This is a genomic window from Streptomyces sp. DF42, from assembly GCF_058267695.1.
This window is the reverse complement of sequence record NZ_CM177859.1, coordinates 3773111-3786124: the sequence shown is the minus strand read 5'-3', so window position 1 is coordinate 3786124 and position 13014 is coordinate 3773111. Positions and strand designations below refer to the sequence as shown.

Below are 13014 nucleotides of genomic sequence, written 5' to 3'. Positions count from 1 at the left end.
TCAGATCTCCAGATCGGCCTCGATGGTCCTCAGCTGGTGACGCGCCATCGCCAGGTTGGAGCGCTTGGCGTCGAGCACCAGGTACAGGAACAGACCGTTGCCGCCGCGGCCGCTGATCAGGCGGATCAGGTGGTACTGGTCGCTCAGCGTGATCAGGATGTCCTCGATCTGGCCCTTGAGCCCGAGGTGTTCCATGGTGCGCATCTTGGCGCGGACGACATCGGTGTTGCCGGCGGCGGCGACATTGAGGTCGAAGCCCTTGCTGCCGCCCATCGTGCCCAGCGCCATGCCGCTGGTGTAGTCGACGAGTGCGACGCCGGTGGCGCCCTCGATGGAGGCGAGCGCCTCTTTCAGTGTGGTCTCGGTATTGGCCATGACGGTGCTCCTTGGTCCTCTCAACTTTCCGTGGTGGTGCGCGCGTTGGCGGTGGTGTTGCGGGGTGCGCGCGGGGTTCTGGTCCGTGCGGCGGCCGTCTTGGCGGTCGCCGGTCCGGCCTCCGGCTCGGCCGCGTTCGGGTCCTTGGCGTCCTTGGGCGCCTTGGTTTCCTTCGCCTCCCCGGCCGGCCGGGCGTGGTGTGCGGGTGTCCTGCGGGCGTCGCCGAACTCGCCGATGCGGGCGGCCGCCCGGCGGCCCTCCAGGAGGAGCCGGCCGAGGCTGACGCGGTCCTGGGCGAGCAGGGTCAGTACGGCCGTGTCGCCCGCCGCGTACGTCGCCACGTAGCCGTACACGCCCCGCACGAGCAGTTCGCGCAGTTCGCCCTGGCCCGTGGCGTCCGCCAGCTTCACGGCCGCCCCGTGCGCGCTCGCGATGAGCGCGGCCATCCCGTCCGGGTCGACACCAGGGGTGTCCTGTGCCAGGACGCGCCCGTCGACTCCGGTCGCGAGAGCGCCCGTGAGCTGGGGGACGCGGGCTCTCAGACGGCGCAGCTCGTCGAGGACCTGGGGGTCGGCGGCCATCCGGTGTCTCCTCTCAAAGGGCCTCCAGCGCATCTCTGAGCCTTTTCAGCAAGGTGATGTGGGGATCGGGCGGCAGGTGGTCGAAGCCGGTCGGCGGGGGTGGCTCGCCGCGGGCCGAGACGACGCCGGCCGCCGTCAGCCGGCGCACGTCCACCAGCGTGTGGAACGCCAGGCGGCCCAGTTCGCGGGCGATGTCCGCCGCCGTACGGCTGCCGTTCACCGCGGCCAGCACAGTCCGCTGGCGGCGGGTGAGAGCGGGGGCCGCGACGGGGTCCGCTCGGATCAGGGGGACCTCGTCCGTGCCCGGGTCCGGCCAGATGCGGTGCAGGAGGTTGCGGCGGCGCAGTGTCTCGTGCTCCAGGGCGGCCACCGGGACGGGGCGGATGGGGCCCAGCCGGTGGGCGGTGCCGTAGCGGAAGCGGCCCGGGGTGCTGCTGGGGGCGAGGGCGAAGTACGCGGCGTCGTACAGGGCCGTCAGATGGCACAGCTCCAGCGCGCCGGGTGGCAGCCGGCCGTCGTCGATCAGGCGGCGGCCCACCCCGCGGCCGTCGTCGGCCTCCCCGAGCGCCCGCTGCCAGGCCTCGGGAGTCAGCGCGCCGTGGGCCGTGAGGAGGACGTCGAGGCCGGGTGCGTACGGGCTCTCGGCGTGCACGACCAGGCCCTCGGCGAGATGGAGCGTGCCGCGTTCGCGGACCAGGACGCCGGTGGCGCGCTCGGCGGCGAGCCGGGTCAGCATCGGCGAGACGCCGCTCCACGCCCGCTCGCGGGCCGCCTCCTTGTCCCGTACGGGCAGGCGCGGGTGCTCGGCGGTCCGGACGGCGGTCATGCCAGCACCAGCCGTTCGGCCATCTCGCCCAGGCGGATGCGGGCCAGCGCGAGGTTGCCCTCGGCGCGGGCCAGCCACAGATGCAGGAACAGGCTGCCGTCGAAGGACGCCCCCACGAACCGGAGCACGTGATAGCTGTCCCGGTTGCTGACGATCAGGTCCTCGACCGGCGGATCCGCGTCGGCGGCCGCGCCGCCCTCGACGGCGTCGTCGGGCGCGAACGCGTGCTGCTCGGCGGCCAGCCGGGCGATCTCGGCGGCCTCCACCGCGGCCGTCTCCTGGTCGCCGCCGGGGGACTCCCCGACGGTGCCCAGGGCCAGCCCGCTGGTCCAGTCGATCAGTGCGGCGCCCCTGGCACCGGGCAGTCGCATGGCTTCCAGCAGACACTCGTCGATTCCAGGCACCGGCTCCCCTCCCGCCCGCGGTTCGGCTGAGTGACACCGAAACTACGCAACGTGTGCGCGAGGGGTGAGGGATCTGGCATTTTCCTGTGGAACATGCGCCAGCGGACTAAGGTGGGTCAACTTGCCGTGATTTCGAAGCAGTTGACTTCCACAGGCCGAGGCGCGTCAACGGTGGTCAGGAGCGCGGAGGGTGGCGAGCGAGCCCGCGTGCCCCCCTCCCGACTCGGCCACGATCTCGTCGAGGCTCTGCGGCTCCCGTACGGTCGCGAAGGCCACGCCCCCGGCCCCGTCCGGCGCGAAGCCGTGGATCCCGGGCCGGGCAAGGGAGTTGTACGCGTAGTGGTGCGCGAAGTAGTACGCCCCTGTGTCCAGCGCCGCCGCGTAGTCCCCCTGCTCCAGCAGCGGCAGCGCGCGCCCCTCGGCCAGCAGGTCGCCCGCGAAGCAGGCCGGCCCGGCGACGTCCTGCACCGCCCGGGGCCCCTCCTTGGGCCGCCCCTTGCCGTCGTACGCGGCGATCCTGAGCGGCCAGGACCCCGGCACGTACACCGTTCGCGTCGCCACCTGCACGCCCGCGTGCGTGACCGCGACCGGCCGCCCGCCCGCGCTCTTGGCGTACTCCACCCGGGCCACCACGGTCCCGTGCTTGGCCAGCAGTGACCGCCCGAACTCGGTGACCAGTCCGTACCGGCCGCCGAACAGCCCCGGCACCGCCTCGCTCAGCAGCCGCGCGTACTGCGCGTACGTCGGGGTCGTCTCGTCCGAGCCGAAGTTCACCGGCAGCCCGCCGCCGATGTCGAGCGTGTCGATCTGCGGCCGTCCGATCCGCCGGTTGATCTCCTCGGCGAGCGCGTACGTCTCGGCCACGCCCTGCGCCATCAGGGAGAGCGGAATGCCCTGGGACCCGGTGTGCGCGTGCAGCCGTGTCAGCCACGGGCGGTCCGCATACGCCCGTACGACCCACTCCCGCGCTCCCTCGTCCCGCAGTGCCACCCCGAACTTCGAGGTCGGCGTGGCGGTCGAGGTCGCCGCGATGGAACCCCCGCCGACCTGCGGATTCACCCGGATCCCGAGCGGTGAGCGGCTTGTGGCCGACCGCATCAGGCCGTCGATGCGCTCCAGCTCCTGCGGGTTGTCCGCGTTGACGGCGATGCCCAGTGCCAGCGCCTCGCGCAGCTCGGCCGGTGTCTTCGCGGGCGAGTCCAGCACCGTGCGGTTCGGTGGCACCCCCGCCGCCCGCGCCAGCGCCAGCTCGCCCGGGCTCGCCACCTCGGCGCCGACGCCCTCCTCGTACAGCAGCCGCAGCACCGGCACCAGCGGGCTCGCCTTCACGGCGAAGGCGTGCAGCACCGGTGTGCCGGGCGCCACGACCGCGTCGAACGCCGCGCGCAGTTCCGTCGCCGACTCCCGGATGCCGACGACGTCCAGCAGCCCCACGAGGGGGGTGCCGGGCCCCAGCAGCCCCTGTTCCACGGCGGCCCGCACCGCCTCGTCGCGCCGGGCCGCCCTGTCCACGCCGCTCACCCGACCGTCCTTGCCGCTGTCCACCGCGTCCCCCGTGATCTCGCCGCCGGCCCCGATGCGTCCGGCCGGAACATCCAGTACATCCACCCAAACACCCACGGCCCGCCCCCGCTGGCTCACGCATGTATTGACTAGCTCTATTCAGGGAGTCAAGATGTGAATAACGATGGCAACAATCCGCTGGGAGGCAGACCATGTCAGGACCCCGCCCCGTACGAGCGTCGCGCGGTACGGAACTGAGCGCCCTGGGATGGCAGCAGGAAGCCGCCCTCCGGATGCTGCAGAACAACCTCGACCCGGAGGTCGCCGAGCACCCCGACAAGCTCGTCGTCTACGGCGGCACGGGCAAGGCGGCCCGCGACTGGCGCTCCTTCGACGCGATGGTGCGGACGCTGAAGGGGCTGAAGCAGGACGAGACCATGCTCGTCCAGTCCGGCCGCCCGGTCGGCGTGATGCAGACCCACGAGTGGGCTCCGCGCGTCCTGATCGCCAACTCCAACCTCGTCGGCGACTGGGCCAACTGGGAGGAGTTCCGCCGCCTGGAGGCCCTCGGCCTGACCATGTACGGGCAGATGACCGCCGGCTCCTGGATCTACATCGGCACCCAGGGCATCCTCCAGGGCACCTACGAGACCTTCGCCGCCGTCGCCGCGAAGCTGCATTCAATGGGTAAAGGGGTCAACGGCACCCTCGCCGGGACGATCACCCTCACCGCCGGCCTCGGCGGCATGGGCGGCGCCCAGCCCCTCGCCGTCACCATGAACGACGGCGTCGCGATCTGTATCGACGTCGACCCGCGCGCCATCGAGCGCCGCATCGAGCACCGCTACCTGGACGTGAAGGCCGACAGCCTGGAGCACGCCCTCCAGCTCGCCGTCGAGGCCCGTGACGCCCGCCGCCCGCTCTCCATCGGCCTGCTGGGCAACGCCGCCGAGCTGCTGCCGCGCATGCTCGCCGAGAGCGCCCCCATCGACATCGTCACCGACCAGACCTCCGCCCACGACCCGCTGTCCTACCTGCCCGTGGGCGTCGACTTCGACGACATGGCGGACGCCGCGGCCAAGGACCCGGCCGGCTTCACCACCCGTGCCCGCGAGTCCATGGCCAGGCACGTCGAGGCGATGGTCGGCTTCATGGACGCCGGCGCGGAGGTCTTCGACTACGGCAACTCGATCCGCGGCGAGGCCCAACTCGCCGGGTACGAGCGGGCGTTCGCCTTCCCCGGCTTCGTCCCCGCCTACATCCGGCCGCTGTTCTGCGAGGGCAAGGGCCCCTTCCGCTGGGCGGCCCTGTCCGGCGAGGCCTCCGACATCGCCAAGACCGACAAGGCCCTCCTCGACCTCTTCCCGGAGAACGAGTCCCTGCACCGCTGGATCAGGATGGCAGGGGAGCGCGTCCACTTCCAGGGCCTGCCCGCCCGTATCTGCTGGCTCGGCCACGGCGAGCGGGACAAGGCCGGCGAGCGCTTCAACGACATGGTCGCGAGCGGTGAACTGGCGGCTCCGCTGGCCATCGGGCGGGACCACCTCGACTGCGGTTCCGTGGCATCCCCCTACCGCGAGACCGAGGCCATGCTCGACGGCTCCGACGCGATCGCCGACTGGCCGCTGCTGAACGCCATGGTCAACGTGGCGTCCGGTGCGTCCTGGGTCTCCATCCACCATGGCGGCGGCGTCGGCATGGGGCGCTCCATCCACGCCGGGCAGGTCTCCGTCGCCGACGGAACCAAGCTCGCCGGCGAGAAGATCCGCCGCGTGCTCACGAACGACCCCGGCATGGGTGTCATCCGGCACGTCGACGCCGGGTACGACATCGCGGAGTCGGTTGCCGACGAACGGGGTGTGCGGATTCCCATGCGCGAGGGTGACGACGCGTGACCCTTCCGGGAGACGAGCGGGGCGGCAACCGTCCGGTGGGGGCTGCGGTCTCGTCGCCGGGTGCGGGTGCGGGTGCGGGTGCGGGTGAGGGTGCGGGTGTGCCCGCCCTCTCCCACTCTCAACTTCGTTCGAGCGGGGGGACCCCCATCGCCCTGCGGAACGACTGCCCACGGCCTGGACCGGCTGCCGCTGCGGCACTGCCCGGCGGTGGTGGCTCGTTCCACTCCATGTGGCGTGAGCTGCGGCCCATCGGGCGGCACCCCGACTCCCGCGGCTACCGTCGCTTCGCCTGGACCGGGGCCGATGCCGAGTGCCGGGCCTGGTTCAGGGAGCAGGCCGAGGCGCGCGGGCTGAGCCACGAGATCGACCGGAACGGGAACCAGTGGGCCTGGCTCGGGGATCCGGGCGCCGGGGACGCCGTCGTCACGGGGTCGCATCTCGACTCCGTGCCCGACGGCGGCGCCTTCGACGGGCCCCTCGGCGTCGTCTCCTCCTTCGCCGCGCTCGATGAACTGCGCAGCAGGAACGCGCAGTTCGACAAGCCCCTCGCCATCGTCAACTTCGGTGACGAGGAGGGCGCCCGGTTCGGACTGGCCTGTGTCGGGTCGCGGCTCACCTCCGGGCAGCTGACCGTCGAGCAGGCGCACAGGCTGACCGACGGTGACGGCATCACGCTGCCCGGGGCCATGGAGGCCGCCGGATACGACCCCGACGCCATCGGGGCGGACCCGGAGCGCCTCGCACGCATCGGTGCCTTCGTCGAACTGCACGTCGAGCAGGGGCGGGCGCTGGACCTGTCCGGCGACCGGGTCGGCATCGCCAGTGCCATCTGGCCGCACGGGCGGTGGCGGTTCGACTTCCGGGGCGAGGCCAACCACGCCGGCACGACCCGGCTCGTGGACCGGCACGACCCCATGCTGTCGTACGCCGAGACCGTCCTCGCCGCCCGTCGCGAGGCCGAACTCGCCGGTGCCGTCGCCACCTTCGGCAAGATCGCCGTCGAGCCGAACGGCGTCAACGCCATCCCCTCGCTGGTCCGCGGCTGGCTCGACTCCCGCGCCGCCGACCAGGAGAGCCTCGACCAGGTGGTCGGCGGTGTCGAACGGGCCGCCCGCGAGTACGCCGCCGCACACGGTGTCGACCTCGACGTCGTCCGTGAGTCCTTCACACCGGTCGTCGAGTTCGACCATGCCCTGCGGGACGAACTGGCCCGCATCCTGGGCAAGGACACCGGCCTCACGGTCCCCGTCCTGGGTACCGGTGCGGGACACGACGCCGGGATCCTCTCCGGGAGCATCCCGACCGCCATGCTGTTCGTGCGCAACCCCACGGGCGTCTCGCACTCCCCGGCCGAGTTCGCCGCCGAGGACGACTGCGTGGCCGGGGTGCTCGCACTCGCCGACGTACTGGAAGGGCTGGCCTGCAGGTGACCACGCGGACGTATTGGCTGGAGCACGCCTGGCTCGACACCCACGTCGAGCCCGGCGTGGCGCTGGAGGTGGCGGACGGCCGCATCACCGCCGTCCGCACGGACGTACCCGCCCCGCCCCCCGGCGCCGAGATCCTGCGCGGCCTGACCCTCCCGGGCCTGGCGAACGCCCACTCGCACGCCTTCCACCGCGCCCTGCGCTCCACCGTCCAGGTCGGCTCCGGCACCTTCTGGACCTGGCGCGAGGTCATGTACTCGGTCGCCGACACGCTGACCCCCGAGACCTACCACGCACTCGCGGTCGCCGTGTACGCCGAGATGGCGCTGGCGGGCGTGACGAGCGTCGGCGAGTTCCACTACGTCCACCACGCCCCAGGGGGCACCCCCTACGCCGACCCCAACGCGATGGGCGAAGCGCTCATCGCGGCCGCCGCCGACGCCGGCATCCGCATCACCCTCCTCGACACCGCCTATCTCGCGGCCGGAATCGTGAACGAGCACAGCGGTGAGGCGCCCAACACCCACCAGCTGCGCTTCTCCGACGGCAGCGCGGAGGCCTGGGCCGAACGCTGTTCAGTTCTCAAGGAACGGGATCACGCGCGGATCGGGGCGGCCATCCACTCCGTACGGGCCGTGCCCGCCCGCCAGTTGGCGACCGTGGCGCGCTGGGCCGAGGAGCGGCGGGCCCCGCTGCATGTGCACCTGTCCGAGCAGACCGCCGAGAACGACGCCTGCCGGGCCGCCCACGGGTGCACGCCCACGCAGCTCCTCTCCGAGCACGGCGTGCTCGGGCCCCGCACCACCGGGGTCCACAACACGCACCTCACGGAGGAGGACATCGCGCTCATCGGCGGCTCCGGCACCGGCACCTGCATGTGCCCGACGACCGAGCGGGACCTCGCGGACGGCATCGGCCCCGCCGTCGCCCTGCAGAAGGCAGGCTCCCCGCTCTCCCTCGGCTCCGACAGCCACGCCGTCATCGACCTGCTCGAAGAGGCACGCGCGATGGAACTCAACGAGCGCCTGCGCACCCGCGCCCGCGGTCACTGGACCGCCGCGGCCCTGCTGCGCGCGGCTTCGGCACAAGGCCATGCGGCCCTGGGCTGGGAAGGAGCGGGAGTCCTGGAACCGGGCGGGCTCGCCGACTTCACGACGATCGCGCTCGACTCGGTCAGGACAGCCGGGCCCCTGCCGCGACTCGGCGCGGAGACGGCGGTATTCGCGGCCTCAGCGGCGGACGTGCGCCATACGGTCGTGGGCGGCCGACACGTCGTGCGGGACGGCGCCCACACACTCGTACCGGATGTGCCGACAGCGCTCGCGGACGCCGTAGCAGCACTGCGAGTCTGAAACCCACCGTCATCCCTGAGGACGCCATGAGCAGCACCGTCATCACCAACATCGCCACGCTGGTCACCAACGACCCCTCCCTCGGTGACGGTCCCCTCGGACTGATCCAGGACGCGGCGCTCGTCATCGACGGCGACCGCATCGCGTGGACCGGTGAATCAAGCAAAGCACCCGCCACTGACAACCGGGTCGACGCCGGTGGCCGGGCGGTCGTCCCGGGCTTCGTCGACTCCCACTCGCACCTGGTCTTCGCGGGCGACCGGACGCAGGAGTTCAACGCCCGTATGTCCGGGCGGTCGTACACCGCGGGCGGCATCCGCACCACGGTCGCCGCCACCCGGGCCGCGAGCGACGAGACGCTGGAGGCCAACCTCACCCGCTACCTCGCCGAGGCCCTCCGCCAGGGCACCACCACCCTGGAGACCAAGTCCGGCTACGGCCTCACCGTCGCCGACGAGGCCCGCGCCCTGCGCATCGCCGCCGCGCACACCGACGAGGTCACCTACCTCGGCGCCCACATCGTCTCCCCGGACCACGCCGACGATCCCGCCGCCTACGTCGCCCTCGTCACCGGCGAGATGCTCGACGCCTGCGCGCCGTACGCCCGTTGGATCGACGTGTTCTGCGAGAAGGGCGCCTTCGACGGCGACCAGGCCCGCACGATCCTCACCGCGGGCAGGGCCAAGGGCCTGCACCCGCGCGTCCACGCCAACCAGCTCTCCTACGGCCCCGGCGTGCAACTGGCCGTCGAACTCGACGCGGCCAGCGCCGACCACTGCACCCACCTCACCGACGCGGACATCGACGCCCTCGCGAACGGCAACACGGTCGCCACCCTCCTCCCCGGCGCCGAGTTCTCCACCCGCGCCGAGTGGCCGGACGCCCGCCGCCTCCTCGACGCCGGCGTCACCGTCGCCCTCTCCACCGACTGCAACCCGGGCTCGTCCTTCACCTCCTCGGTCCCCTTCTGCATCGCCCTCGCGGTACGCGACATGGGGATGACCCCCGACGAGGCGCTGTGGGCGGCCACCGCGGGCGGAGCGCAGGCCCTGCGCCGCGACGACATCGGCCGGCTGACGCCCGGCGCCTACGCGGACCTCATCACCCTCGACGCCCCGAGCCACGTACACCTCGCCTACCGGCCGGGAGTGCCCCTGGTCACCGCCGTGTGGCGCCGAGGCGTGCAACAGGCCTGATCAGGCGGCAACCAGACCGCGATCGGACGGCGGTCGGGGGGCGATCAGGCCGCCCCTGCCCGCCACCGCTGCAGGCCGCCCCCGCTCAGCGGACGCAGTGCCACCCCGTCGCCGTCGTACGGGGTCAGGGCGGTCTCGATGGCGATCGCGGGGCGGATCACCCCGTCGGGATCGACGGTGAAGCCCAGGTTCCGGCCGTGGTCGCCGTCGACCGAGCCGCAGTCCCAGATGCCCGCGCCCTTGTGCGCGTCGCCGCGGCTGTCCAGGCAGAAGTCGGGATCGGCGGAGGACTGCACGATCCCGCGCGCGGCGTCGACGCGCCAGCGCTGGGTGCGGGACGAGGAGCAGGGTGCCGTCACCACGTCCGTGCCGTTCTCCAGGTCGCCGTCGCGGATGTCCAGGCAGAAGCCGGTGGCGACGTTCACGACCTGGGCGTAGGAGCCGTTCGGGGCGTGGGCCGGGGCGGGCGAGGGGCGCGGTGAGGTCGAGGGCTTGCCGGAGGGGGAGGAACTCTTCGTCGGGGACGGCGACTTGGCGGTCGCCGAGGGGGACGGCGTGGGCGAGACCGTCGCCGTGACCGTGACCTGTGGCCGGCTCGGCGGTGTGCTGACGGCTCCCGCCGCCTGCGGGGAGGGGGAGGAGGACGAACCGCCCTGCGAGAGCAGGAACACGAGCAGGGGAGTCAGGGCGACGCCGAGGGCCACCGAGGCCAGCAGGTAGCGGCGCGAGGACGGCCAGGCCGACACGTCCGCGAGGGCCCTCGGGCGCGGTGCCTCACGGGTGACGTACGCCGTGCCCGCCCAGGGCAGCAGCCCCTCGGCCGGCGCGGTGCGCGGGGAGTCCCGCAGGGCCGACAGCTCCTCGTAGGCCGTGGTGCAGTGCGGGCACCGGGCCATGTGGGCGTGCAGGTCGGCGCTCTCGCGCGGACTGTCCGGGCGCACGGACTCCTCGATGAGCCGGCCGAAGTTGCCGCAGCGCGGGTCGTCCGAGGCGGCGAGGCGGGCACGCAGGCAGGCCTGGCCCATGGCCTGCAGTGCGGACGCGGTCTCGTGGCTCACGTCCTCGGGGGTCAGGCCCAGAAAGCCGGCCGTCCTGTCGTCCGTCTCCCGCTCCACGACGCCGTACCAGACCAGCCCCTGGACGCGGGAGGGCAGCGACTGGAACGCGGTGAGCATGGGCGGTACGGGGCCCTCGGGTCCCGCCGTGCTCAGGACCAGCAGCAGACCGGGGTCGAGGCCGCCGGCCCGCTCGTCGCCCGCCCAGGACGCGGCCAGCCGCCCGGTCAGCAGCAGGAGCTGAAGCCGCAGCGGGACAAGGGGCTCGGCGCCGCGCGCGGTCTGCCGGGCGGCCAGGGTGAAGGCCTGTGCGGCCAGTTGCCGTGCGGCGGACTCGCTCGCCGTGCACAGCCGGGCATAGGCGAGGACGCCCGGCTGATGGCGGGCGCGAAGCTCCTGAAGGGCCGGATAGACGGTGGCGGAGCTGGTGCGCAGCAGTTCGGTCAGCCGCGCGTCGGGCGCGTCCGCATGCACCCCTTTCTGGGGGATACCCCCAGACCCCCGGCCGCCCCCGGTCTCGACACCTTTGTCGGTCCCGTCGGCCCGAACCATCCACCCGCCTCCTTACGCCCTGCGCCCGCCGGAGTCCTGACCTACCGGTGGGTATGCGGGCCCATAGTGAGGGATGGAGACCTTTGGGGAAAGGGTTTCTGTGGGTAACCCGGGACACGGCTGAGCGCGGCGCGCCCGGCAGTCCGGGCGGCACCGCGCTCAGAAAAAGGCGTCCCACGAGGGAGGTGTCCCCCCAGGACGTGCCCCACGAGGGAGGCTCACTCCTCGACCGTCAGTCCCTTGCGCAATCGCACCAGCGTCCGTGACAGCAATCGCGACACGTGCATCTGCGAGATGCCGAGCTCGTCGCCTATCTCCGACTGGGTCATGCCCGCGACGAAGCGCAGGGAGAGGATCTTCCGGTCCCGCGGCGGCAGTTCGGCGATCAGCGGCTTCAGGGACTCCACGTACTCGATGCCTTCGAGCCCGTGGTCCTCGTACCCGATCCGGTCCGCGAGCGCGCCCTCGGCGTCGTCCTCCTCGGGCTGGGCGTCCAGCGACGAGGCGGTGTACGCGTTCGACGCCGCCATGCCCTCGACGACCTCGTCCTTGGAGAGGCCGAGGCGCTCGGCGAGCTCCGCCACGGTGGGTGCCCGGTCGAACTTCTGGGCCAGCTCGTCGCCGGCCTTGGCCAGGTCGAGCCGGAGCTCCTGCAGCCGGCGCGGCACGCGCACGGACCACGAGGTGTCACGGAAGAAGCGCTTGATCTCACCGACGATGGTTGGCATCGCGAACGTGGGGAACTCCACCCCCCGGGCGAGCTCGAACCGGTCGATCGCCTTGATCAGGCCGATCGTGCCGACCTGGATGATGTCCTCCATCGGCTCGCTGCGCGAGCGGAAGCGGGAGGCGGCGAACTTGACCAGGGCGAGGTTCAGTTCGACGAGCGTGTTCCGCACGTACGAGTACTCGTACGTGCCTTCCTCGAGAGACTCGAGCCGCTCGAAGAGGGTCTTGGACAGCGCTCGGGCGTCCACCGGTCCCACTTCGTCGAACGGGGGGATGTCCGGAAGCCCGGCAAGCGCGTCTGGGTCGTCGCTCTCGATGCTCTCGATGGGATCCAGATGTTCCGGAGGGGAAGTCGACGTCGCCTCCTGGGTGTGCGATGCGTCGAGCCGGGGTGACATGATGTCCTCCATCGTTCTCGGCATATGGCTGCCGAAGCCAGTTTGTGCACTGCGGTGTGCGGCGCCTCCAAAGCCGGCCGTGTCGGTTACGTATCTCTACTAGCCCTACCCGCTTTCCCACACCCACCGCAAGTGCGCTACGTGGGGATATGTCCGTTTGCGGGCGGTTGTTCGGGTGTCGGAGAGTGTGAGGAAGGCGTAGTGTTCGAGGGCGTGAGTCAGCAGCCCCGACGTCGGGAGATAGACGGCATGGACCGTGGGACGGTCGGCAGCGCACAGTCTGGCCGGCTACTGGTGGAGGTCAGGGAAGAAGGCCTCAGTGCCGTCGTGACCCCGGCGGGTGAGTTGGATCACCACACCGCCGATCTGTTGCGTGAGCCACTTGAGGCATGCCTTGCCAAGGGTTTCAACCGGCTGGTCGTGGACTGCTCACGGCTGGAGTTCTGTGACTCCACCGGACTCAATGTGCTGCTCGGCGCCCGCCTCAAGGCGGAGGCCGCCGGAGGCGGGGTGCACCTCGCGGGGATGCAGCCCGTGGTGGCGCGCGTTTTCGAGATCACCGGGGCGGAAGCGGTCTTCACCGTCCACGACACCCTCGAAGCGGCCCTGGCCGACCAAGCCGGCTGAGTGCGGCGGCGGGCCCGAGGCTGTGTCATGCCCCCAGACCCCCTACGCGGTCCCCTGCGGGACCGGCGGTTTCCGGGCGTCCGGCCCTCCGTGC

12 protein-coding genes are annotated in these 13014 nt (G+C 72.2%); 5 read left to right on the top strand and 7 right to left on the bottom strand.

Features of this window, described 5'->3' with window-relative positions; genetic code table 11:
- The 5 genes from ACYUED_RS17155 to ACYUED_RS17135 all read right to left on the bottom strand — a co-directional run bounded on the left by ACYUED_RS17155 (window position 1) and on the right by ACYUED_RS17135 (window position 3731).
- Complete coding sequence (locus ACYUED_RS17155) at window positions 1–375, bottom strand: hypothetical protein (RefSeq protein WP_491293144.1); 375 nt, start codon at window positions 373–375, stop codon at window positions 1–3.
- Between the two features lie 20 nt (window positions 376–395).
- Window positions 396–956 (bottom strand): roadblock/LC7 domain-containing protein, encoded by a 561-nt coding sequence (locus ACYUED_RS17150; RefSeq protein WP_491293143.1) that lies wholly within the window; start codon window positions 954–956, stop codon window positions 396–398.
- Between the two features lie 13 nt (window positions 957–969).
- The gene (locus ACYUED_RS17145; protein WP_491293142.1) at window positions 970–1782 is read right to left on the bottom strand and encodes a transcriptional regulator; all 813 of its coding nucleotides are present in this window, start codon (window positions 1780–1782) and stop codon (window positions 970–972) included.
- Window positions 1779–2186 (bottom strand): hypothetical protein, encoded by a 408-nt coding sequence (locus ACYUED_RS17140; protein WP_266515662.1) that lies wholly within the window; start codon window positions 2184–2186, stop codon window positions 1779–1781. Before ACYUED_RS17140 ends, ACYUED_RS17145 begins: the two co-directional genes overlap by 4 nt.
- 165 nt (window positions 2187–2351) lie before the next feature.
- The gene (locus tag ACYUED_RS17135) at window positions 2352–3731 is read right to left on the bottom strand and encodes a type III PLP-dependent enzyme domain-containing protein (protein ID WP_491294298.1); all 1380 of its coding nucleotides are present in this window, start codon (window positions 3729–3731) and stop codon (window positions 2352–2354) included.
- A gap of 170 nt (window positions 3732–3901) precedes the next feature.
- Between ACYUED_RS17135 and hutU the strand changes: the two genes are divergently transcribed.
- From hutU to hutI, 4 genes are all read left to right on the top strand, one after another.
- Window positions 3902–5584, top strand: a complete 1683-nt coding sequence (gene hutU, locus ACYUED_RS17130) for a urocanate hydratase (RefSeq protein ID WP_491293141.1) — start codon at window positions 3902–3904, stop codon at window positions 5582–5584.
- A gap of 227 nt (window positions 5585–5811) precedes the next feature.
- Window positions 5812–7014: an allantoate amidohydrolase gene (locus ACYUED_RS17125; RefSeq protein WP_491294296.1), complete on the top strand. Its 1203-nt coding sequence runs from the start codon at window positions 5812–5814 to the stop codon at window positions 7012–7014.
- Window positions 7011–8363, top strand: a complete 1353-nt coding sequence (locus ACYUED_RS17120) for a formimidoylglutamate deiminase (RefSeq protein WP_491293140.1) — start codon at window positions 7011–7013, stop codon at window positions 8361–8363. The genes ACYUED_RS17125 and ACYUED_RS17120 overlap by 4 nt, the downstream gene beginning before the upstream one ends.
- 26 nt (window positions 8364–8389) lie before the next feature.
- Entirely contained in the window at window positions 8390–9559 is a 1170-nt protein-coding gene (hutI, locus tag ACYUED_RS17115) for an imidazolonepropionase (protein WP_491293139.1), read from the top strand.
- A gap of 44 nt (window positions 9560–9603) precedes the next feature.
- Here the strand turns inward: hutI and ACYUED_RS17110 are convergent, their stop codons facing one another.
- On the bottom strand, window positions 9604–11166 hold the full coding sequence (locus ACYUED_RS17110; protein WP_491293138.1) for a ricin-type beta-trefoil lectin domain protein: 1563 nt from the start codon (window positions 11164–11166) through the stop codon (window positions 9604–9606).
- 218 nt (window positions 11167–11384) lie between these two features.
- Window positions 11385–12305, bottom strand: coding sequence for an RNA polymerase sigma factor SigF (locus tag ACYUED_RS17105; protein ID WP_491293137.1), 921 nt, complete (start codon window positions 12303–12305; stop codon window positions 11385–11387).
- A 237-nt stretch (window positions 12306–12542) separates the two neighbouring features.
- Here ACYUED_RS17105 and ACYUED_RS17100 point away from each other — a divergent pair, with 237 nt between their 5' ends.
- Window positions 12543–12920 (top strand): STAS domain-containing protein, encoded by a 378-nt coding sequence (locus ACYUED_RS17100; RefSeq protein ID WP_491293136.1) that lies wholly within the window; start codon window positions 12543–12545, stop codon window positions 12918–12920.
- Window positions 12921–13014: the final 94 nt, after the last annotated feature.

Coding starts and splice junctions, on each gene's coding strand:
- ACYUED_RS17110 (WP_491293138.1), bottom strand. CDS start 11,166: ATGGTTCGGGCCGACGGGACCGACAAAGGTGTCGAGACCGGGGGCGGC.
- ACYUED_RS17145 (WP_491293142.1), bottom strand. CDS start 1,782: ATGACCGCCGTCCGGACCGCCGAGCACCCGCGCCTGCCCGTACGGGAC.
- ACYUED_RS17105 (WP_491293137.1), bottom strand. CDS start 12,305: ATGGAGGACATCATGTCACCCCGGCTCGACGCATCGCACACCCAGGAG.
- hutU (WP_491293141.1), top strand. CDS start 3,902: ATGTCAGGACCCCGCCCCGTACGAGCGTCGCGCGGTACGGAACTGAGC.
- ACYUED_RS17100 (WP_491293136.1), top strand. CDS start 12,543: ATGGACCGTGGGACGGTCGGCAGCGCACAGTCTGGCCGGCTACTGGTG.
- ACYUED_RS17125 (WP_491294296.1), top strand. CDS start 5,812: ATGTGGCGTGAGCTGCGGCCCATCGGGCGGCACCCCGACTCCCGCGGC.
- hutI (WP_491293139.1), top strand. CDS start 8,390: ATGAGCAGCACCGTCATCACCAACATCGCCACGCTGGTCACCAACGAC.
- ACYUED_RS17155 (WP_491293144.1), bottom strand. CDS start 375: ATGGCCAATACCGAGACCACACTGAAAGAGGCGCTCGCCTCCATCGAG.
- ACYUED_RS17150 (WP_491293143.1), bottom strand. CDS start 956: ATGGCCGCCGACCCCCAGGTCCTCGACGAGCTGCGCCGTCTGAGAGCC.